The organism is Nocardia sp. CA-128927, from assembly GCF_050955855.1.
In the GTDB taxonomy this organism is placed as follows: domain Bacteria; phylum Actinomycetota; class Actinomycetes; order Mycobacteriales; family Mycobacteriaceae; genus Nocardia.
Genome location: NZ_CP192087.1, coordinates 1,205,414 through 1,225,343 on the forward strand (window position 1 = coordinate 1,205,414; position 19,930 = coordinate 1,225,343).

At 64.4% G+C, this 19,930-nt stretch carries 22 protein-coding genes and 1 pseudogene; 15 read left to right on the top strand and 8 right to left on the bottom strand.

Annotation, left to right across the window (positions count from 1 at the left end):
• The first annotated feature begins 6 nt into the window (after positions 1-6).
• From ACQPW1_RS05665 to ACQPW1_RS05675, 3 genes are read left to right on the top strand one after another with little or no spacing between them, the layout of a single operon-like run.
• Complete coding sequence (locus ACQPW1_RS05665) at positions 7-309, top strand: WXG100 family type VII secretion target (protein WP_433661690.1); 303 nt, start codon at positions 7-9, stop codon at positions 307-309.
• Complete coding sequence (locus tag ACQPW1_RS05670; RefSeq protein WP_433661691.1) at positions 306-1,625, top strand: polymorphic toxin type 24 domain-containing protein; 1,320 nt, start codon at positions 306-308, stop codon at positions 1,623-1,625. Before ACQPW1_RS05665 ends, ACQPW1_RS05670 begins: the two co-directional genes overlap by 4 nt.
• A complete protein-coding gene (locus ACQPW1_RS05675) occupies positions 1,625-2,038 on the top strand; it encodes a hypothetical protein (protein ID WP_433661692.1) in 414 nt (137 codons plus the stop codon). The genes ACQPW1_RS05670 and ACQPW1_RS05675 overlap by 1 nt, the downstream gene beginning before the upstream one ends.
• A gap of 6 nt (positions 2,039-2,044) precedes the next feature.
• On the opposite strand, the gene ACQPW1_RS05680 is transcribed toward ACQPW1_RS05675, so the two are convergent.
• A complete protein-coding gene (locus tag ACQPW1_RS05680) occupies positions 2,045-2,866 on the bottom strand; it encodes a hypothetical protein (RefSeq protein ID WP_433661693.1) in 822 nt (273 codons plus the stop codon).
• Positions 2,867-3,487: 621 nt separating this feature from the next.
• Between ACQPW1_RS05680 and rpsH the strand changes: the two genes are divergently transcribed.
• The 9 genes from rpsH to map all read left to right on the top strand — a co-directional run bounded on the left by rpsH (position 3,488) and on the right by map (position 9,044).
• Positions 3,488-3,886 carry a 30S ribosomal protein S8 gene (rpsH, locus tag ACQPW1_RS05685; protein ID WP_069161946.1) on the top strand — a complete coding sequence of 133 codons (399 nt, stop codon included), beginning with the start codon at positions 3,488-3,490 and terminating at the stop codon, positions 3,884-3,886.
• Between the two features lie 14 nt (positions 3,887-3,900).
• Complete coding sequence (gene rplF, locus ACQPW1_RS05690) at positions 3,901-4,440, top strand: 50S ribosomal protein L6 (protein ID WP_433661694.1); 540 nt, start codon at positions 3,901-3,903, stop codon at positions 4,438-4,440.
• A 2-nt stretch (positions 4,441-4,442) separates the two neighbouring features.
• Positions 4,443-4,850 carry a 50S ribosomal protein L18 gene (gene rplR, locus ACQPW1_RS05695; protein ID WP_433661695.1) on the top strand — a complete coding sequence of 136 codons (408 nt, stop codon included), beginning with the start codon at positions 4,443-4,445 and terminating at the stop codon, positions 4,848-4,850.
• A gap of 28 nt (positions 4,851-4,878) precedes the next feature.
• Positions 4,879-5,538, top strand: coding sequence for a 30S ribosomal protein S5 (gene rpsE / locus ACQPW1_RS05700; RefSeq protein ID WP_194834058.1), 660 nt, complete (start codon positions 4,879-4,881; stop codon positions 5,536-5,538).
• Positions 5,538-5,717, top strand: coding sequence for a 50S ribosomal protein L30 (rpmD, locus tag ACQPW1_RS05705; protein ID WP_396965266.1), 180 nt, complete (start codon positions 5,538-5,540; stop codon positions 5,715-5,717). Before rpsE ends, rpmD begins: the two co-directional genes overlap by 1 nt.
• 1 nt (position 5,718) lies before the next feature.
• Positions 5,719-6,162 carry a 50S ribosomal protein L15 gene (gene rplO, locus ACQPW1_RS05710; protein WP_379286737.1) on the top strand — a complete coding sequence of 148 codons (444 nt, stop codon included), beginning with the start codon at positions 5,719-5,721 and terminating at the stop codon, positions 6,160-6,162.
• Positions 6,163-6,344: 182 nt separating this feature from the next.
• Complete coding sequence (secY, locus tag ACQPW1_RS05715; RefSeq protein WP_433661696.1) at positions 6,345-7,667, top strand: preprotein translocase subunit SecY; 1,323 nt, start codon at positions 6,345-6,347, stop codon at positions 7,665-7,667.
• Entirely contained in the window at positions 7,664-8,221 is a 558-nt protein-coding gene (locus ACQPW1_RS05720; RefSeq protein WP_433661697.1) for an adenylate kinase, read from the top strand. The genes secY and ACQPW1_RS05720 overlap by 4 nt, the downstream gene beginning before the upstream one ends.
• A 22-nt stretch (positions 8,222-8,243) precedes the next feature.
• A complete protein-coding gene (map, locus tag ACQPW1_RS05725; RefSeq protein WP_433661698.1) occupies positions 8,244-9,044 on the top strand; it encodes a type I methionyl aminopeptidase in 801 nt (266 codons plus the stop codon).
• 539 nt (positions 9,045-9,583) lie between these two features.
• Here the strand turns inward: map and ACQPW1_RS05730 are convergent.
• The 3 genes from ACQPW1_RS05730 to ACQPW1_RS05740 are packed head-to-tail and all read right to left on the bottom strand — an operon-like array spanning position 9,584 to position 11,301.
• A complete protein-coding gene (locus tag ACQPW1_RS05730; protein WP_433661699.1) occupies positions 9,584-10,375 on the bottom strand; it encodes a class I SAM-dependent methyltransferase in 792 nt (263 codons plus the stop codon).
• Positions 10,376-10,417: 42 nt separating this feature from the next.
• The gene (locus tag ACQPW1_RS05735) at positions 10,418-10,846 is read right to left on the bottom strand and encodes a DUF4254 domain-containing protein (RefSeq protein ID WP_433661700.1); all 429 of its coding nucleotides are present in this window, start codon (positions 10,844-10,846) and stop codon (positions 10,418-10,420) included.
• Positions 10,843-11,301, bottom strand: coding sequence for a DNA-directed RNA polymerase subunit beta (locus ACQPW1_RS05740; protein WP_433661701.1), 459 nt, complete (start codon positions 11,299-11,301; stop codon positions 10,843-10,845). The genes ACQPW1_RS05735 and ACQPW1_RS05740 overlap by 4 nt, the downstream gene beginning before the upstream one ends.
• A 425-nt stretch (positions 11,302-11,726) precedes the next feature.
• On the opposite strand from ACQPW1_RS05740, the gene ACQPW1_RS05745 reads away from it, so the two are divergent.
• Positions 11,727-12,008: a PLDc N-terminal domain-containing protein gene (locus ACQPW1_RS05745; RefSeq protein ID WP_433661702.1), complete on the top strand. Its 282-nt coding sequence runs from the start codon at positions 11,727-11,729 to the stop codon at positions 12,006-12,008.
• Positions 12,009-12,012: 4 nt separating this feature from the next.
• On the opposite strand, the gene ACQPW1_RS05750 is transcribed toward ACQPW1_RS05745, so the two are convergent.
• The 4 genes and pseudogenes from ACQPW1_RS05750 to ACQPW1_RS05765 all read right to left on the bottom strand — a co-directional run bounded on the left by ACQPW1_RS05750 (position 12,013) and on the right by ACQPW1_RS05765 (position 18,149).
• Positions 12,013-13,536: a hypothetical protein gene (locus tag ACQPW1_RS05750; protein WP_433661703.1), complete on the bottom strand. Its 1,524-nt coding sequence runs from the start codon at positions 13,534-13,536 to the stop codon at positions 12,013-12,015.
• Between the two features lie 112 nt (positions 13,537-13,648).
• A complete protein-coding gene (dtd, locus tag ACQPW1_RS05755) occupies positions 13,649-14,092 on the bottom strand; it encodes a D-aminoacyl-tRNA deacylase (protein ID WP_433661704.1) in 444 nt (147 codons plus the stop codon).
• 63 nt (positions 14,093-14,155) lie between these two features.
• Positions 14,156-16,468 carry a tetratricopeptide repeat protein gene (locus ACQPW1_RS05760; RefSeq protein WP_433661705.1) on the bottom strand — a complete coding sequence of 771 codons (2,313 nt, stop codon included), beginning with the start codon at positions 16,466-16,468 and terminating at the stop codon, positions 14,156-14,158.
• Positions 16,469-16,588: 120 nt separating this feature from the next.
• Positions 16,589-18,149 (bottom strand): annotated as a pseudogene (locus ACQPW1_RS05765) (amino acid permease).
• 169 nt (positions 18,150-18,318) lie between these two features.
• Between ACQPW1_RS05765 and ACQPW1_RS05770 the strand changes: the two are divergent.
• Both ACQPW1_RS05770 and ACQPW1_RS05775 read left to right on the top strand, forming a co-directional pair.
• Positions 18,319-19,101, top strand: coding sequence for a MerR family transcriptional regulator (locus ACQPW1_RS05770; RefSeq protein ID WP_433661707.1), 783 nt, complete (start codon positions 18,319-18,321; stop codon positions 19,099-19,101).
• Between the two features lie 498 nt (positions 19,102-19,599).
• Positions 19,600-19,923 (top strand): hypothetical protein, encoded by a 324-nt coding sequence (locus ACQPW1_RS05775; protein WP_433661708.1) that lies wholly within the window; start codon positions 19,600-19,602, stop codon positions 19,921-19,923.
• The last annotated feature ends 7 nt before the right edge of the window (positions 19,924-19,930 follow it).

Genomic DNA, 19,930 nt, shown 5'->3' on the forward strand with positions numbered 1-19,930 from the left:
GGTCTCATGACGGCTGATACACCAGCATTTTCGGTCGAACTCGACAAACTGGAGGAGCTGGCCGCACGGATGCGCGCATACAAGGCCGCGGTCGCCGATCGCCTCGCCGAGCTCGAGGCCAAAGCCAAGGAAGTCGAAGGCGTGTGGGTCGGCGCGGCAGCGGTGGCCTATAGCGAGGCGCACACGGAGTGGGTGGCGGGGGTTACCGATATGCAAGATGGACTAGCGGCGCTGGAAGCAGCCTTGAAAACCGCCCATGACAGCTACACCAATGCCGCATCCCAGACCCTGCGGATTCTCGGCATATGACCAAGCTCGAGGTAGATCCCAAGGTCTACTACCGGGCCGCCACCAACTGCTTCGACGCCGCCGCCGCGCTGAACGACAGCTTCAAATACGTTTTCGGCGAACTCAACAGCTGCGGGCAGATGGCAGGCCGAGACGAAGACGGCCGCGCCTGGGCAACGTCCTACGACGAGTCGTCCCGCGACGCCGTGTCCTTCTTCGACCAGACCTTCGCCACCCTGCGCGCCTACGGCACCGCCCTCAACGACCTAGGTTTCGAACACGCCAAATCCGATGCCGCGCTGAAAGGTACGGCCCAGCCGGACCGCCCGGCCGATTCCGCATCAACACTGACCTTCGGCCCCTACGCGCTCCCAGCATCGGCAGCCGGCGGCACCCCACAAGGCCTCGCCAAAACCTCCATCGAAGTACTCGACGCCATCAATTGCCCCCTCCCGGACGGCAACACCGACACCCTCGTCAAAGCCGCCGACGCCTGGGACCGCCTCGGCACCATCTACCAAAACACCAACGCCAAAGACAAAATCACCATCGCCGCAAGCCTTTTCGACGACGTGACGTCCAAAGACGCGGTCCAGGTCCGAGAAGACCTCAAGACCTTGGAAACGTCCATCGGCCAACTCCTCGACACCTGCAAAGCAATCAGCAAGACCTGCACCGACTACAAAGATTCGATCGTCGAACTCCGCAACGAGATCAAAGGATTCATCGAATCCATCATCCAAGAAGCCGCCATCGACGCCGCGGTAACCATCATCGCCACCTGCCTAACCGGTGTCGGCGGCCTGATCGCCGGCGCCAAAGCAGTGGAATCGGCCCGAAAATGGGCCGTGAAGATCAAAGCGGCCGTCTCTGCTTGGCGAGCACGTAAGGCCCTGCAGCTCAGAGGACTTGCCGACGACGCGAAAGTGGCGCTCGCAAAGGGCAGACAGGCCGTCAAAGACTTGCGCGACCGGCTGGGGAAGAAGGCCGATGATGTCGGAAAGTCGCCGAAAGTCGCTCTGAAGAACGAGCTGGATAACGCCAAAACGTGGACCGGCGGAAATCTGCCAACCAAGGACGGGCCGCCGAACGGGTATCTCGTCAAGCGTGACGCTGATGGAAACATAACAAATTACTCGTACTATGACGGGGATGGCGTAGCGACTAAACGTGTAGACTTGACTGGCGATTCGCATTTCAATAAAGCAACAGGTCAAACTATTCCGACCCCACACGTTGTAGATGTCCAGAAGTACGTGAAGCCGGAAACAGGAGAGATCTTCGCCAGAACCGATCGCAACAATGTCAGACCCGCGCGACCCGAGGAGATTCCGTAGTGGAAATCGAAGCCTTCGAAACAGAATTGTCCAGTATATTGGACAATTCTAGGAGTGCTGACAACGCAACGCGAGTTAACGCGATTCCGGAGCTCGGCCGTTTTATAGATCGCTATAGTGCTCGGGAGCGACTGGAAGAAATCATGGTGAATGACGAAATCGTGACCATGCGCGTCGACGCTGCCGAGCAGCTAGCTCGGCACGGCGGGGAAAGCGGTCTCCTTGCAGTGCTTAATGAGCTGGGTCGGCGGAGTGCAGATCCAGACGTAGACTACACGGCGTATATGCTGAGTGAGCTCGAAAATTTCGACGAATTTCCAGTTCTCAGTAAGGCGTTGTCAATCGACCAAAAGCTTATGTCTCCCGAAGCAAAGCTTGGACTGCAGCACCTCCGTGAACTCATGCAGAAATAGGCAGGGTTAGAGGTCGGCGGTGGTCACCGCGGTTTCGAGTGCGTGCAACGAAACGTAGCGCTGCTTCTGCGTAAACGCTGATCCACGCCCTATACCTTGATGCCTGATCGGGCCGGGTAAGGACCGGTGTTGTGGGTCGCCTTGGCGAGACAGTAGGAATACTTGGTAGACCCCGTCGGTCCAGCCGAGCCCGCGGGATATCTCGATGACCGACGCAATCTTGCGATCATTCGAATCTTGCGAAACGCTGAGACTCGCGGCTGAATCCGCTGACCAGACAACCCCGTCACGCCTATGTCGAACCATCGGCACTTCTTCATGAATGACGGAGTCGGTATAGAACGCTATCCGCTCAACGGGTCGAAAGGTGCGACCCGCTTGGCATACGTATGCGTGACAGTCTTGGTACAGCGGCCATGCCGAGCGCGCGGCCACAACTACGGTGTCGGATGCCGTGATCGGACGCTCGGCATATACCTCCATAGCAGCGCTGGTATGGGTAAGCCATTCTTCGGCGTCACGATCGATATAGCCTGCGACCTCGATGATTCGGCGAATCTCGAATGGCACATCGAGGTTGAGCATCGAATCATGGTGTGCGAGCCGGTTTCTGAACTTGCGCACGCCCTCGAGCGCACTCGCGACTTGCTTCCGGCGCCCTGAGGAGTTGGGAAACGCAAGGTGCAGACAGTCACGCCACAGTTGCTCGTATTTGACGCCCAGTAGTCCGGACCAGAACCCGAAGCTCAAACCGGCGACGATCTGATCGCGAGTCTCCCGTCCCTGCGGGCGCAGCCGCGTCCGAACCACCTCGACCGCGCTGGACACGACCTCGCCACCTGGCGTCGGCAAGAGAAACCAGGGGATACCGCATGAACGCTCATCGCAGTGTTCGCGGAGTGCTCCGTCCAGCGCATTCCGTAGCAACACTTCCAAGTGGCCCAGCACCTCGAAGGATGCTGCTGCGGTTCGAGCGCTCCATACGTATAGGGCGAGAGCCGCATCGCGGTCCCCGTTGCTAGCACGCAGATACGGCGCTGTGCGCGGTTCCGAGAGAAGTTCCCACACCCTTGTATCGCCGTCGTCGACGACCCCCCGTCATGGCTGGTATCGTAGCTTTCGAACGCCCCAGTGTCGCCTCTGAGTAATCACGCGCCTGGGGCTCCTTCATGCCCTGTGTCGAATCGTCGATCCGACCCGGATTTGGCCACCAGCTGGGCGTTGTCTACACTAGACCGGTTGCCTGGGCACCTCTGTGCCCGCAGGTCTGTGTGCAGTGATGGCCAGACTCCTGCGGCCCGTCCTGGCACCGAGAACTCATTTCGAGAACTCATCCGGTCGGCAAGCGTCGGCCGGACCAGCCCAATTGCTGTAGGCCCACGATCGGCATGCCTTGTGCTCGCCGGTGCTGCATGGGAACCGTAGCGAGAAAGGTGTCGAGGTCTAACCATGACCATGACTGATCCGATCGCGGACTTCTTGACTCGTCTGCGCAACGCCAACTCGGCGTACCACGATCAGGTGAAGGCTCCGCACTCGAAGCTCAAGGCGAACATCGCCGAGATCCTCAAGCGCGAGGGTTACATCGCCGATTACCGGACCGAGGACGCGACCGTGGGCAAGGCCCTCGTTGTCGACCTCAAGTACGGCCCCAGCCGTGAGCGCAGCCTGCAGGGCCTGCGCCGCGTCTCGAAGCCGGGTCTGCGTGTGTACGCGAAGTCCACCAACCTGCCCAAGGTCCTGGGCGGCCTCGGCGTGGCGATCATCTCCACGTCGACCGGTCTGCTCACGGATCGCCAGGCGGCCAAGCAAGGTGTAGGCGGGGAAGTCCTCGCCTACGTCTGGTAAGGGGAGGTAGACAAATGTCGCGTATCGGCAAGAAGCCCATCGCAATCCCGGCCGGTGTCGAGATCACCATCGACGGCCAGGACGTCTCGGTGAAGGGGCCCAAGGGAACCCTGTCGCTCACCGTCGCCGAGCCCATCACCATCAGCAAGGGTGAGGACGGCCAGCTCGAGGTCGTTCGCCCGAACGACGAGCGTCAGAACCGCTCGCTGCACGGCCTGACCCGTACCCTCGTCGCCAACATGGTCGAAGGCGTGACCAAGGGCTACGAGAAGAAGATGGAAATCTTCGGCGTCGGTTACCGCGTGCAGGCCAAGGGCTCGAACCTGGAGTTCGCTCTGGGCTACAGCCACCCGGTGCCGATCGAGGCGCCGGCAGGCATCACCTTCGCGGTGGAATCGCCCACCAAGTTCTCCGTGTCCGGAATCGACAAGCAGGCGGTCGGTCAGATCTCCGCTGTGATCCACGGACTGCGCAAGCCCGACCCGTACAAGGGCAAGGGCATCCGCTACGCCGGCGAGGTCGTTCGCCGCAAGGTCGGAAAGACGGGTAAGTGATCATGGCGCAAACCGAAAACCAGATTGCCAAGCGCAAGCCGCGTGGCAAGGACGCGTCCACCACGCGTCGTCTGTCGAAGACCCGCCGTCACTTCCGTCTGCGCAAGAAGGTCGAAGGCACCACCGAGCGGCCGCGCCTGGTGGTCAACCGCTCCTCGCGGCACCTGCACGCGCAGCTGATCGACGACTCGGTAGGCAAGACCATCGCCGCCGCGTCCTCGATCGAGGCCGACGTGCGTGCGCTGGACGGCGACAAGTCGGCCAAGAGCAAGAAGGTCGGCGCACTGCTGGCCGAGCGTGCCAAGGCCGCCGGTGTCGAGGCCGTCGTGTTCGACCGTGGTGGTCACGACTACCACGGCCGCATCGCGGCGCTCGCCGACGCTGCTCGCGAAGGTGGGTTGAAGTTCTGATGATCAAGACCAACGGAAGGAACGTCTGATGCCGGGACGTCAACGGCGTGACGGCGGCAGCGGACCCGCCGGACAGCAGAATGGTGCCGCCGGTGGCGGCGACAACCAGCGCGGCGGTGGCCGCGACCGTCGTGGCGGCAACGACCGTCGCGACCAGCAGGCCGAGAAGAACCAGCTGGAGCGCGTAGTCGCGATCAACCGTGTCTCGAAGGTCGTGAAGGGTGGTCGTCGCTTCAGCTTCACCGCCCTCGTGATCGTCGGTGACGGCAACGGTCTGGTCGGCGTCGGCTACGGCAAGGCCAAGGAAGTTCCCGCGGCCATCCAGAAGGGTGTCGAGGAGGCTCGTAAGAGCTTCTTCCGCGTCCCGATGATCGGCAGCACCATCGTCCACCCGGTTCAGGGTGAGGCGGCGGCCGGTGTCGTCATGCTGCGTCCGGCCTCGCCCGGTACCGGTGTGATCGCCGGTGGTGCGGCTCGTGCTGTGCTGGAATGCGCTGGCATCCATGACATCCTGGCGAAGTCGCTCGGTAGCGACAACGCCATCAACGTCGTGCACGCGACCGTTGCGGCGCTCAAGATGCTGCAGCGTCCGGAAGAGGTCGCGGCTCGCCGTGGCCTGCCGCTCGAGGACGTTGCCCCTGCGGGCATGCTGCGTGCGCGCGCCCAGGCTGCGGGAGGTGCCAGGTAATGGCAGATCTCAAGGTGACCCAGATCAAGAGCACGATCGGCGCCAAGAAGAACCAGCGTGACAGTATGCGCACGCTCGGTCTGCGCAAGATCCGGCAGACCGTGGTTCGCGAGGACAACTCGCAGAACCGGGGACTCATCAACGTCGTGCGCCACCTCGTGACAGTTGAGGAGGTCTGACATGACCATCAAGTTGCATCACCTGCGTCCCGCGCCCGGTGCCAAGACCGAGAAGACTCGGGTCGGCCGTGGTGAGGGTTCCAAGGGTAAGACCGCGGGCCGTGGTACCAAGGGCACCAAGGCACGCAAGAACGTCCCCGCGTCCTTCGAGGGCGGGCAGATGCCGCTGCACATGCGGCTGCCCAAGCTCAAGGGCTTCACGAACCGGTTCCGCACGGAATACCAGGTCGTGAACGTCGGTGTGATCGCGAAGCTGTTCCCCGAGGGTGGCGAGATCGGCAAGGCCGAGCTCGTGGCCGCCGGCGCGGTTCGCAAGAACCAGCTGGTGAAGGTCCTCGGCGACGGCGAGATCGGCGTCGCGGTCCAGGTGACCGTCGACAAGGTGACCGGCGCGGCCAAGGAAAAGATCACTGCGGCCGGTGGCTCTGTCACCGAGCTGGGCTGACGGTACTCTGACTCAGTGGCACCGGACGAGTGAAAGCTCGTCCGGTGCCACTGTTAGAGTTCAAGTTGTTGTCTGCCAAGCCTCGTCATGGTTTTCAGCGTCCCCACATGCCGAATCTTCGGTTGTGGGGTATTGCTTGACAAACCATGTCCTGACCACCATGTCGTTCGCCAGGAGGATCTGTGCTTTCCGCCTTCGTATCGGCCTTCCGGACTCCGGACTTACGGCGGAAGATTCTCTTCACGCTGGGGTTGATCGCGCTGTACCGTATGGGTGCCGCGCTGCCGTCCCCCGGCGTCGACTACAGGGCCGTCCAGGACTGCATCAAGCAGGTGTCCGGTGGTGATTCCGCCGGTATCTACCAGCTGATCAACCTGTTCTCCGGTGGCGCGCTGTTGCAGCTGTCCGTGTTCGCGATCGGCATCATGCCGTACATCACCGCGAGCATCATCATCCAGCTGCTGACCGTCGTCATCCCGCGGTTCGAGGAACTGCGCAAGGAAGGCCAGTCCGGCCAGAACAAGATGACGCAGTACACCAGGTACCTGTCGATCGCGCTGGCGATCCTGCAGGCCACCGGTCTCGTCGCGCTGGCCTCCCGCAAGCAGCTGCTGCAGGGCTGTGACAAGGACATCATCGCCGACAACGGCATCTTCGGCATGATCATCATCGTGCTGGTGATGACCGCCGGTGCCGCCCTGGTCATGTGGTTCGGCGAGCAGATCACCGAGCGCGGTGTCGGCAACGGCATGTCGCTGCTGATCTTCGCCGGTATCGCGGCGCGCATCCCCACCGAGGGCAAGCAGATCCTGGACAGCCGCGGCGGTCTGGTGTTCGGCCTGGTGTGTGTGGCCGCGTTCGCGATCATCACCGCGGTCATCTTCGTCGAGCAGGGCCAACGTCGTATTCCGGTGCAGTACGCCAAACGCGTGGTCGGCCGGAAGATGTACGGCGGCTCCTCGACCTACCTGCCGTTGAAGGTCAACCAGGCCGGTGTCATCCCGGTGATCTTCGCGTCCTCGCTGCTGTACCTGCCCAACCTGGTCTCCCAGCTCACCTCCTCGCGGAACAACCCCGATCCGAGCTGGTGGCAGGAGATCATCGCCAAGTACCTGGTGAACCCGGGCAACCCGGTCTACATCGCGATCTACTTCGGTCTGATCGTGTTCTTCACCTACTTCTACGTCGCGATCACCTTCAACCCGGAGGAACGCGCGGACGAGATGAAGAAGTTCGGTGGCTTCATCCCGGGGTACCGCCCCGGCAAGCCCACCGCGGACTACCTCAATCATGTGCTGAGCCGCATCACCCTCCCCGGCTCGATCTACCTCGGTCTCGTTGCTGTCCTGCCGAATCTTTTCCTCGATATCGGCGCTTCCGGTAACGGCCAGAACCTCCCCTTCGGCGGCACCGCGGTGCTGATCATGGTGAGTGTCGGGCTGGACACGGTGAAGCAGATCGAAAGTCAGCTGATGAATCGAAATTACGAAGGGTTCCTCAAGTGAGAGTTGTACTGCTCGGTCCGCCGGGTGCCGGCAAGGGCACTCAGGCCGTCCTGCTTTCGGAAACACTGGGCGTCCCGCACATCTCCACCGGGGATCTGTTCCGCGCGAACATCAGCCAGCAGACACTGCTCGGCCGCGAAGCACAGAAGTACATGGACGCGGGCGATCTGGTGCCCAGCGATGTCACCAACCGCATGGTCGAGGCGCGGGTCAACGAGACCGACGCTGCCAACGGCTTTGTGCTGGACGGCTACCCGCGCACGGTCGATCAGGCCGACGCGCTGGAGAAGATCCTCGCCGAGATGGACAAGAAGCTCGACGCGGTGCTGAGCTTCGATGTGCCCGAGGAAATCCTGATCGAGCGCTTGGTCGACCGCGGTCGCACCAGCGGTCGCAGCGACGACAACGCGGAAGTCATCCACAACCGCATGGTGGTCTACCGCGAGGAGACCGCACCGCTGCTCGAGCACTACGACGGGATCGTCGTCCCGGTGGATGCGGTCGGCACGATCGACGAGGTGCACACGCGCGTGCTGCAGGCCCTGGGCCGCTGATGCTGTTCACGACGGGACACTGATGGTCTTCGGCCGTAAAAGCAAGAAGGTGGTGCCTTTTCGCACCAGCGGTGAACTCGACGCCATGGCGGCGGCGGGCGCGATCGTCGGTCGCGCCCTGGTCGCCGTGCGCGCGGCCGCCAAGCCCGGGGTGTCCACCCTGGAGCTCGACGAGGTCGCCGAGCAGCTCATCCGCGACGCGGGTGCGGTGCCGTCGTTCAAGGGTTACCACGGTTTCCCCGGTTCCATCTGCGCGTCGGTGAACGACCGTGTGGTGCACGGGATTCCGACCGCGGGCGAGATCCTGACCGAGGGCGACCTGGTCTCCATCGACTGCGGCGCCATTCTCGACGGCTGGCACGGTGATTCGGCGTGGACGTTCGGCGTCGGCAACATCATCGACGCCGACCGGCTGCTGAGCGAGGCGACCAAGCTGTCCATGGAATCCGGTATCGAGGCCATGGTGCCCGGTAATCGGCTCTCCGACGTCTCGCATGCCATCGAGCTCGGCACCCGCGCGGCCGAGCAGCAGCACGGTCGCGCCTACGGCATCGTCGACGGCTACGGCGGGCACGCCATCGGCCGCGAAATGCATCTGGATCCGTTCCTGGCCAACGAGGGTGACCCGGGCAAGGGCCCGAAACTCGTGGTGGGATCGGTCCTCGCGATCGAACCGATGCTGACCCTCGGCACCACGCAGACCCAGGTGCTCGACGACGACTGGACCGTCGTCACCGTCGACGGCACCCGTGCCGCACATTGGGAGCACACGGTCGCCGTCACCGAAAACGGCCCACGCATCCTCACGCTGCGCCCGGAGTAACTACCCCCCGGCACGATTCGAAACTGTGCGGTCTACCCCGCACACCATTGGCGCCGCTCGACCCTGCCGACCCCTCCTTGCGGAAGATCGAGCGGCGCAACATTATTCGAACACTGGCGGTCGGTGACGCTGCGTGGCGAGGAGTCGATCCGCACCGACGCCAGCCCGGTGGTCCCGTGCTGGACGATCTCGCCTGATGGCGATACCCAGCCGCATCGCTGGATCGGTGTCGTCGTTCCTTGCGCCCGTGGCGCACGACCGTGACGTTGAGTCGGGCGACGTTGCCCGGTGTCGGATCAGGTCGACGTTGATGCCTGATCGCTACGGTTCTGAACTATGCCGCTAGCGTATGTTCGGGCAAGTGGTGCGACGCGAGTAGACCACTACTCGAATCCGGTTGGCGCACCACGCGGTTCGGGCCCGCGCCACCTTTCGTTCGGCTGGCGCGGGGTCCGGAAATTGTGTGTGGTGTGCGAATTCCCTTGCGGCAGGTAGTCAGCGGCGGGCCATCTGACCGGCCGCAAGATTCGACGAACCGGTCAGCGCGACCGAAGCGTGGCGCGAAGCACCAAAGTCACCAGGGGAAGGTCGAATTCGCCTTCGGCCGTCTCCGGCCTGCTGCGCAGGAATTCGGTGATGCGGCCGAGCACCTCGGTCCGCTGCTGCGGCGACACCACCAGGGTGTGCGAGTGTGTTCCGATGGTCGCGGTCAACGACTCGACGGTCCGCCGCTGCGTGTGCGGAAACTTGGCGCTCTCGAAAGGCTCGAACAGTGGGTGCTCGGGCAGCTGCCCCGAACCCAATTCCAGCGGCGGTGCCGAGGCCTCGGAGCGTGCGACGCGTCCCAATTCGGCGACCCAGTCGACCGTGGTGTCGTCGGTGTTCCACAGTGCGGCGAAAATGCCGCCTTTCTGCAACACGCGCGCGAACTCTGGAAAAGCGCGCTGCTGATCAAACCAGTGGAACGCCTGCCCGGCTACGATCGCGTCCACCGAACCGTCGGGGAGCGGAATCGCCTCCGCCGTGCCCTCATGCACGCGCACGCCGGGCAGCCGTCGCATCAGTTCGACGCGCATGCCGTCGTCGGGTTCGACGGCGATCACCGAGGCACCAGCGGCGCGCAGCCCCTCAGTGAGCTTTCCGGTGCCCGCACCGAGGTCGAGGACTATCGGAGCAGGGACGGACGGCACCTGCTCCAGCGCCCATCGGATGGCGGCTAAGGGATAGTCGGGCCGGTGCTCGGCGTAGTCCATCGCCTTGGCACCGAATGAGGCTGCCCGCCGGGCATGCAGGGCACGTTTGCTCGCATCTCGATCAGTCGTATTCCCCATGCGCCCCACCCTAAGTCCGGGCGGCTACCGGGTGGGTGAGATTTACGACGCGCCTGGCAAACGGCGCACACCTGCGCTGACCTCGGCGGCCAGGTCGTCGTAGCCGACGGCCAGTTCGGCGAGGCGCTGCCAGGCATCCCACAGGTCCCACTCGGAGGCACTCGCCAGCGCCGCGTAGGCATTGGCGGTGAACTGGGCGAGGCGGTCGATCACGGCGCCGACCGTCTCGGTGTGCACGTGTGCGGCACCGTGCGCGGGCGGCAGCTGAACGGTGATCCAGCGGTCGATGTCACGCACCAAACTCGCTCGGAGCGCGTCGATTTCGTCGGTCACCTCGCGGCCCGCGCCGAGCCGTCGTTCGTGCAGCGTGGTCAGCTCGTGCGCGCACCGCAAGAGCGGATTGTTCTGCGGGTGCTCGCCTCGGCATGCTTGCAGCACTTGATGTTTCGCGGGAAGCTGTCCCGTCGTCATCGCGGTCCCATGTTCCGGCAGGAGCGCACGGTGTCCACGATGGCCGCACCGGACGGCCGAAAGTTGTTCTCCGGGGCGACAACCCACTCGCGGTAACCGGCCTGCGCGTCGGCGGGGGAGGGCAGCGCGATCTCGCCGCCGATCGGCACGATCGACACGTTGAGCCGGAACAGCTCGGCGAACAGGCGTACGTCGTCGGGCAGGTCGGGCCGGATCAGAAAGGTCCACCGTTTCGAGCGCACATGGGAAATGACGGGGCCCAATGGATTTCGATGATGTATCAAATCGTCGTGGACCTGCTGACCAAGCGCGGCGGGCATGGTGATCGCGCCGACGAATCCGGCCCGGACGATGATCCGGCCGATCTCCGGAAGGAATCCGGCAGGTAGGTCGCAGGTATGGCGGTAATAGGCGCATCGGGCGGCTGGGGTCTCCGCCAACGCCAGTTGATCCATGAGAAGAGCCTCGACTAGCATCGTTGTCTGGTGAAGCCGCCCGAACCGGTGTTGCATGACACGGAGGGTGACCTACAACACCGTTCGGGCGTGATCTCAGTAGAGCACTCCATGGCAGGGCATTAACGTTCCGTTCAATTAGTTCTCGAGAAGTTCGCCGGTGAGTTTCGGGCCGTGCGCCCAGTTGACGTGCGGATCGCACGTCGTTCCGCGATTCCGGTATTCATCGCGCACGGTGGATTCGCGATCACGGGTACTTTAATACTGAATTGTCGGCGCGACCCTGATGTCGAAAGCGCATAGCCGATCCTCACGTATCACCCGAGGTCATCCCCGCGGCGTATACCGGTGGGCATATCGGCGACAGCAATTTCAGGGTTAGTCACCGATGTGCTGCGCCGGGGTCGGCTCCTACGCTTATCGGCATGACAACAATTGCTCTCGCTTCCGCTCCCGCCCTGGCCAGTGCCGCCGAAACCGCGGGCTCAATCGCCTTCGGCGTCTTCGCAATCGCCGTCGCCGTCGGCGCCATCATATTGTTCATCGCCGGTGTGGTGAGCGCGCTACGGTCCAGCAACTACGCGGCGGCCGGTAAGGCGATTTGGGTGCTGCTCATGCTCGCGTTCCCGTTCCTCGGCCCGGTGGTGTGGTTCATCTGGGGACGCAACTCGACCATTCAGCCGGTGCAGCCGATCACCGCCGGGTGACGCCTCACGGCGTCGTACGGAAGAACAGCACGCGATCACCGTGCTCGGCGAGCGGGGTGGTCGCGCTGATCTGCCGCAGGCCGCTCGACGGAAGATAGGTGAGGTTGGCGAACATCTGGGTATTGCCGAACGCCGCGCGAAGTTTCGTCTCGTTCGCGCGGTCGGCGTTCAGATCGGCCAGCATCTTGAAGTCCAACGGCGCCAGCGGTTTGTCCAGCGGCGCCTGCCCGGCCGGCCTGCCGAGCGCGGCGTACTGGGTGGCCGCGCCGTGCTCGTACCAGCACAGCTCGTAGGCGACGTGCTCGGTCACCGTGATCGCGGCCACCGGCCAGTCCTGGGACAGCCGCATCGCCAGCGGGTGCTTGCCGACCGGCGTCAGCTCCCAGTGCAGACTCATCACCGTCACCCAGCCGCCGTAGGGCTGATCGATCAGCACCACGTCGTCGCTGAGCTTCTCCGCGGTATTCACCTCGGCGTCGGTGATCTTCCAATGTTCCTCGCGCTCACCGAGATAGCTCTCCCGATCCAGCGGATAGGCGTCGTCGGTCGCGTACGCGCCGATGATCGCCGCGCGGATCTGCGCGATCGCGTCCGGCACCGGGCAGTACACGCTCAGCGCGCCGAAGCTGGTGCCGATCTGCACCGGCATCGACGGCGGATCGGGTTCCGCGCCGGGCAGTAGCGGTCGCAGGCCGACGAGGGCCAGCTTCCAGTTGATCTCCTCGACGGTCGACAGATCGCCCGAGGACTTGAACAGGATCTGCTGCTGAGTCAGCCGCCCGGCCTGCTCCAGGGTGCGGACACCGAGTTCGGCGAGCGCCTTGTACGACTTCGGAGTCAGGTCGAGGTCTTGAACCCCGCACGCGCGCAACCGGATCGACATGCCGGTCGAGGTGAATGCGGAGTACCGCTCGCGATACATCGACAGGGCCTGCTTGCGCGAACGGCCGACCATCAGTGTCCGCAGCAACGTGCTCAGGCTGGCCAGGTACTTACCCGAGAGCTCCGGCGTCGCCGCGGCCAGCGCGCTGCGAATCCGCGCCGCCTCTTCGGTGGCCGCGACCGCGGCATCCTGATCGAGGCGGCCGAGCCACACACCACACTTCGACAGTCCGTCGGCGCACAGTCCCGCGACTTCCGGATGGATGCGCGCCACCTGTCGGTAGGCGTCGCACGCGCGCCGGATGGTGGTGGTCGCGAGTTCGCGGCGACCGCTGTGCCTGGCCGCGAGTTCGACCGAGCGGAGCGCCTCGTTCAACTCGCCCGCGAGCCGGGCGTTCAGCACCTGCCCGGTGGAGAGCAGGCGCAGCCGAATGGCGACCGCCTCCTCGGCGGGCGCCAGTGCGTCCCTGGTCCGATCGCGTACCGACCCGTTGGTCTTGGTGGCGATGAAGCCTTTCGCCAGATCGGCGAGCGAGGTGGCCAGTTGCAGATCCGCCTCGATCGAACGATCAAGCGCCGCATACCGATCCGCGGCGACCCGACGCTCCAGCGCGTCCAGATCCATCGCGTCCCTCGTTTCCAGCATGATCCTCCGCTAACCGGCGGCAGCGCGCCACCCGCACCTTCTGCGCACGAGTCTGTCACGGTTATCGGCTCGGCGCACCAGGATCCTTCGCCGCCGCTGTGCTCGTGCGCGGTCAGCCTTCCAGTAGCAGTGTGACCGGTCCGTCGTTGACGAGTTCGACGTGCATGTGCGCGCCGAACCGGCCGGTCGCGACGGTGGCGCCGAGTGCGCGCAATGCTTGGACGAAGGCCTCGAAGAGTGGCTGCGCGACGGGCCCCGGCGCGGCCGCGTTCCAGGACGGGCGGCGACCCTTGGCAGTGTCGGCATACAGGGTGAACTGGCTAACCACCAGAATCGGCGCGGCCAGGTCGGCGGCGGAGCGTTCGCCGTCGAGAATCCGCAGCCGCCATACCTTGTCCGCAAGGGTTTTCGCGGTCGCCTCGGTGTCGCCGTGGGTGGCGCCGACCAGCGCGAGCAGGCCGTGTGGCAGCCCGGACGCGGCCGGGTCGATGCGGCCGACGCTCTCGTCGTCGACGGTCACCTGGGCCGAGGTCACTCGTTGCAGCAGAACTCGCACAGCTATCGATCATGCCGTGCCGGACTGCGAGGAGAACTGCGGCGTGCGGTCGAGTACCGCTGCTCACCACAAGGAGCGGGGACGAATGCCGTTCGCCAGATCGATCAGCGCGTACCGATGCAGCCGATTCGAGGTGGACCGTGCCACCGCGCGCAGCACCGATTCCAGTCCGCCGCGCAGGCCCGATTCGGTATAGCGGAACCCGAGGATCGTGCTGCGTGGTTCCGGCTGCCCGCCCCGGTTCAGCCAGACCAGCGCGGCGCTCAAAACGATTGCCTGCAACTGCATCTGTCGTGGCTCGTCCGGCAGCGCGTGCAGGTGTGCCGCTGCCGCGTCGAGATCCGTTTGGGTCAGCTCGGGCACCGGCCGGGTGACCAGGAGCAGGCATGCGGTCATGCGCGCGGCGTTGTGATGCCGCGACGAATCCGGCACCTGCTGCAGCGTGGAAACGGCGGTGAAGATGTCGCCGTCGACGGCCAGCCTGCGCGCCAGACCGAACGCCGCGCTCGCCACACCGCGGGTGTTTCGCCAGACCGATCGGTAGTACTCCGTCGCCGCCTGTCGCCACTGGTTCGGTTCGTCGGTGTCGGTCTGCAGCAGGAGCTCGGCGGTCGCGGCCAGCGCAAGCAGCGGCGCGATCTCACCGGGGACCATGGAGTGGACGCGATCGAAACGCTCGTATGCCTGTGCGTAGTCGGCGCAGGACAGATCGGCGATGCCCGTGTACCAGTCGATCCGCCAGTCCGCGCGATAGTCCGGCAGCAGGTGCGCGAGGTTCTCCCGTGCCTGCTCGACCTCGCGCAGATCCAGGTGTGCCCGGACCGCGGCCAATGTGCCTTCCAGATCGAAGGTTTCGGGTGTGCCGATGGCTCCCGCGCTCATATCGGCGGTGCTCTGCCGCAGCGTGTCGAGTGTTTGCTGGGGATCGCCGTGCAGCAGGGGAGTCAGCAGTTCCGCGCTCGGGTCCTCGCTGTCGATCAGCGGCACCGGCAGTGCCGCAACGACACTCGGCGGGTCGAGCGTGGGCACCGGATGCACACCCTCGATGACGCCTTCGGTCTGCCGAATCAAGGTGTCGATGCCGAAGTCGCCGCGCAGCGAACCGAATACGGCGGAGGTCTGCGGGTATTCGCGGTTGGTGTCCTCGGCGAGGACCGCGCGGAGCACGCCGCCGAGTTGGCGGTACATCGCGTAGGCGGACGGAAAACGCTGTGCCGGATCGGGGTCGGTCGCCCGCAACAGCAGCCGCTGGAAGGCGGGATAGCGGCGCAGCACCGGTTCCTCGTCGGCGGTCGGGATGCCGGGAAGTTTCGGGCCGAGCTTTTCGGTGGGCATATTCAGGGTCAGCGCGGCCAATGTCCGGCCGACCGTGTGGATGTCGGAGGCCACCGTCGGGCCGGTGCTGGTGAACTCGGGTGCCTGATATCCCAGGGTGCCGTAGAGACTGCCGCCGGATTCCCTGGCCGCCACCGCGCCGAGGTCGATGAGTTTGACCTCGTCCTCGGTGACCATGATGTTGTCGGGTTTCAGATCGTTGTAGGCCAGGCCGAACGAATGCAGGTAATCCAGTGCGGGCAGCACCTCCATCACATACGCGATGGCCTCGGCCACCGGAATGTGTTCAGGTGCGCGCAGGTCGAGCATTTCCTTCAGCGATTGCCCGCCCACGTATTCCATCACGATGTATCCGCACGGAATTCCGTCCGCCGACCGATGTTTGACGAAGTTGAAGATCTTCACGATGCTCGGGTGCGCCATTTCCGACAGGAACTGACGTTCGGCCAGCGCCACCACGTGGGCTTCGAAATCGAGGGGATTCTGCAGCCCTTTCAGGACCACCCAGCGGTCGCTGACATTGCGATCGCGGGCGAGGAATATCCATCCCATGCCGCCGTACGCGAGGCAGCCCTGCACTTCGTACTGATCGGCCACCAGGTCGCCGGGGGTCAACAGCGGCCGAAAGTTGAATGGCGATCCGCAATTCGGGCATTTGCCCGCCGAGGTGACCGGACCGTTTGCGGCAGATCGGCCGACCGGCTTCTGGCATTTCCAGCAGAACCGTTTGTCCTCGGGTACTTCGGGATTGCGCAGGATCGCGGCGGACGGGTCGACCTGCGATACCCGGGGGAGGTCGACGAGTCCCGCGGTGAGTCGGCGAACACTCGGCCGGGATCGAACGCTACGTTCCGAGCTTGGTTCGGCCGCCGATATCGAATCGTCCTGATCGGGTGTCCAAGGACTGGTCTCGGTGGGCGATGCCCGCCGGGTAGCCCAGGGGAAGGTGGCCCGATACGTCATTTCCGCGGGATCCTGGATCAGAGTGTTCGACTGAGCGGCCGGGCGAATGTCATCGGAGCCACTGATGTGTTCCGGCATTCGACCCTCTCCGCGCCACGCGTACAACTGCGGGCCGACCCCGCTCCGCGCCGCGCATCGGTGAATAACCGTTGCGGCGGCGCGGGCGGGTCAGGTCGGCCTTAGCGCGATTCTGCCTCATTACGCGTTGCGGTCGTTGCTTGCGCCGGATATATCGGCGATACGCGGGTCGCGATGTTCCATCGGTCGCTCGGCAACCACCGGAAACGCGCCGGTATAGCCTTCGCGCACGGCCGCGAGGTGCATGACCCGGCGTCGCGCGAAGAACCAGCCGATGATCATGGCCGGGACCATGATCACCCCCATCGCGATGACGGCGCCACGCTGCACATCGCTCTTGCCGAACAGCATGAGCAGCACCACCACGACCAGGAATATCAGCGTCGCGATGCTGGTGTAGGGCGCGCCGATCAGCCGGAACGAGGGGCGCACCATCCGTCCCTGCTTCGACCACTGCCACAGCTTGAGCTGGCAGACGACGGTCGCCGCCCACGCCGTGATGGTGCCCAGCGCCGACATGTTCAGCACGATCTCGAACGCCTTCTCCGGGACCAGGGCGTTGAGTCCGACACTGATCAGCGCGACCGCGCCGGTGGCCAGGATGCCCACATAGGGCACGCCCCGTTTGGACATCAGGCCCGCCATGGCGGGGGCACTGCCGTTCATCGACATCGAGCGCAGGATGCGCCCGGTCGAGTACAGCCCGGCGTTGAGGCTGGAGAACGCCGCGGTCAGCACGACCAGGTTCATCATCGTGCCCGCGCCGCCGACACCGATCGTGGAGAAGAAGGTGACGAACGGGCTCTCACCGGACTTGAAAGCGGTGTAGGGCAACAGCAGTGAGAGCAGCACCAGCGAGCCGACGTAGAACAGCGCGATGCGGGCGATGACCGAGTTGATGGCCCGCGGCATGATCTTGGCCGGGTCTTCCGTCTCACCGGCCGCGGTGCCGATCAGTTCCACCGCGGCGTAGGCGAAGATGACGCCGGTGGTGGACAGCACCAGTGGAATCGTGCCGTTCGGCAGCAGGCCACCATGATCGCTGATCACGCTGATCACGCTGATCACGCTGATCCCGGTGCTCGCGCCTTCGACCGGGAACCGGCCCGCGAGGAAGATGGTGCCGACGATGAGGAAGCCCATCAGCGCGACCACCTTGATCAGCGCCGCCCAGAATTCCATCTCGCCGAACCAGCGCACCGACACCATGTTGATGCTGACCACCAGGGCCAGCGCGATGAGCGCGATCGTCCACTGCGGGATCACCTGCAGGCTGCCCCAGTAGTGGACGTAGGTGGCGATCGCGGTGATGTCGACGATGCCGGTCATACACCAGTGGAAGAAGTACATCCAGCCGACGCCGAACGCCAGCTTCTCGCCGTAGAACTCGCGGGCGTAGGAGACGAACGAGCCCGACGACGGACGATGCAGGATCAGCTCACCCAGCGCCCGCAGGATGAAGAACACGAAGATGCCGCACACCGCATACGCCAGGAAAAGCCCTGCGCCAGCGTCTTTCAGTCTGCCGCCCGCACCTAGGAACAGCCCGGTGCCTCGCGCCGCCGATGGCGATCATCTGCAGTTGGCGTGGGCGTAGCGCCTTGTGATAGCCCGCGTCCTCGGCGTGCAGGGCCCGCGCGGCTGGCGCCTGCGTCTCTGTGGGAGGTCGAACGATGGTCATGCCAGGGCCTTTCATGTGACGGCAGTCATATCGCTCAGTAACGTACCGTTGTTTAACGGCACGTTCAATAGATGTACATGAATGTCATCTCATGAAACTCGATCGTCATGAAGGCTCGGCTGACCACGACCAGCGGTCAGCGCAGGTTTCGGTGTGGTTTCCTTGAGCTATGGCAGCAGGTACGGAGTTTACGATCGACGAGCTGGCGCGCGAGGCCGGCACGACCGTGCGGAGCCTGCGCGTCTATCACGAGCGCGGCGTGCTGCCGCCGCCGCAGGTGAAGGGGCGCACCGGCTTCTACGGATCCGACCATCTCAACCGAGTACGCACCATCGGCCGGTTGCTGGATCGGGGCATCAAGCTCAACGGCATCAGGGAACTCCTGGAGGCCTGGGATCGCGGCGACGACCTCGGTGACATCCTCGGCGTGCCCGAACCGGAGGGCCTCGCGCATCCCGACGTGGTGGCCGAGCTCGGCGCGTCGAGCGATCCGAGTGTGGTGCCGGACGTCAGCGAAAAGGTCGTTGCCGCAACGGAACTCGCGGATCTATACCGTGACGTTCCGCATGGTCTGGCGCGGGTTGTCGGGACCGGAATGTATGAGCCGCTCGACGCCGCCACCTATGTCGTGGCCGACCGTCAGCTCGTTCGGATCGCCGAGCAATTGGCGGCGGCGGGGGCGTCGCCCGCCCAGGTGCTCGACGAGGTCGAGCGGTTGCGGGGCGATTGCGACCGTATCGCCCGTCGCTTCGTGGACGTATTCGAGCGGACCGCTTGGCAGTCGTTCCAGCAGTCGGGGCGCACGCCGCAGGATCGGGCGGAGCTCGCCGAGCGGGTCGCTGCCGCCCGGGTTGTGCCTGGTCAGGCGGCGGCTGAGCTGGTGAATCGATTCGTCGCGTGGTATCTCGAACGCGATATCGCGGAACTGGCGGACGAGCTGCCCGGCCAGTAGGCCCGGGTTGGTGTGCCGATGGGTGGCGCACCCGTCGCAAACCTTGCCGCTGGACAGCGGCGCATTGCTTGATGTAACGTTTTAGTCGGGATCCGGGGGCATGCAAAGCGACGCCAATCTGCGTATGCCCTCGGAACCTGGAAACCCCGGGCAGCCCTCGTTGGCGCCCGCTGACTCCCGCCAGTGATCAGCCGAAGTGGTTGATGCGGTGCGCGGTTGAGACTTCCAGCAGTGATCAGCCCTTGTCGACCAGGTCAGAGGTCGTGTAGGCGGCACACCGATCGGTAGCTGTATCGGTGCCGGTGCGTCACTGAACGCCAACGCGCATAGCACATTTCGCGAAGTGAACGCCCAGGTGTACCCGGTTGTTGCATGTAACTGTCGCGGCACTTTCCGTTCATGTGCGAGCAACAGGCGAGCTGCTATCGGGTGTCATCGTCGAATGCGTACGAACTGATGTAGGTGCGGGGTTGACCGCACATACGCGGAGGGAACGCGGTGGCGGACAAAGTCCAGTACGACTCGGATCTGTTCTTCAAGGCAGCGAAGAAGACCGGGGACGCGCGCGACCGAATCAACGCGGTGCTGCACACCCTGCAGGCGTCCCTCAACGCACGCGGAAACCCTTGGGGCAACGACACACTCGGCCGTAACTTCGCGAACGGGCCGGACGGTTCGGGCGGCTACACCTCCTCGCGGGACAACATGATCACCGGCGCCGGGAACATCGCGGGCTCGCTCGACAACTTCTCGGCCGGGCAGACCAAGAGCGCCAAGCTGCTCGAGAAGATGGAACACGGCAACCGCGACGGTTTCTCCTGACCTACGG

Coding starts and splice junctions, on each gene's coding strand:
- ACQPW1_RS05665 (WP_433661690.1), top strand. CDS start 7: ATGACGGCTGATACACCAGCATTTTCGGTCGAACTCGACAAACTGGAG.
- ACQPW1_RS05670 (WP_433661691.1), top strand. CDS start 306: ATGACCAAGCTCGAGGTAGATCCCAAGGTCTACTACCGGGCCGCCACC.
- rpsH (WP_069161946.1), top strand. CDS start 3,488: ATGACCATGACTGATCCGATCGCGGACTTCTTGACTCGTCTGCGCAAC.
- rplF (WP_433661694.1), top strand. CDS start 3,901: ATGTCGCGTATCGGCAAGAAGCCCATCGCAATCCCGGCCGGTGTCGAG.
- rplR (WP_433661695.1), top strand. CDS start 4,443: ATGGCGCAAACCGAAAACCAGATTGCCAAGCGCAAGCCGCGTGGCAAG.
- rpsE (WP_194834058.1), top strand. CDS start 4,879: ATGCCGGGACGTCAACGGCGTGACGGCGGCAGCGGACCCGCCGGACAG.
- rpmD (WP_396965266.1), top strand. CDS start 5,538: ATGGCAGATCTCAAGGTGACCCAGATCAAGAGCACGATCGGCGCCAAG.
- rplO (WP_379286737.1), top strand. CDS start 5,719: ATGACCATCAAGTTGCATCACCTGCGTCCCGCGCCCGGTGCCAAGACC.
- map (WP_433661698.1), top strand. CDS start 8,244: ATGGTCTTCGGCCGTAAAAGCAAGAAGGTGGTGCCTTTTCGCACCAGC.
- ACQPW1_RS05730 (WP_433661699.1), bottom strand. CDS start 10,375: ATGGGGAATACGACTGATCGAGATGCGAGCAAACGTGCCCTGCATGCC.
- ACQPW1_RS05735 (WP_433661700.1), bottom strand. CDS start 10,846: ATGACGACGGGACAGCTTCCCGCGAAACATCAAGTGCTGCAAGCATGC.
- ACQPW1_RS05740 (WP_433661701.1), bottom strand. CDS start 11,301: ATGGATCAACTGGCGTTGGCGGAGACCCCAGCCGCCCGATGCGCCTAT.
- ACQPW1_RS05745 (WP_433661702.1), top strand. CDS start 11,727: ATGACAACAATTGCTCTCGCTTCCGCTCCCGCCCTGGCCAGTGCCGCC.
- ACQPW1_RS05750 (WP_433661703.1), bottom strand. CDS start 13,536: ATGCTGGAAACGAGGGACGCGATGGATCTGGACGCGCTGGAGCGTCGG.
- ACQPW1_RS05760 (WP_433661705.1), bottom strand. CDS start 16,468: ATGCCGGAACACATCAGTGGCTCCGATGACATTCGCCCGGCCGCTCAG.
- ACQPW1_RS05770 (WP_433661707.1), top strand. CDS start 18,319: ATGGCAGCAGGTACGGAGTTTACGATCGACGAGCTGGCGCGCGAGGCC.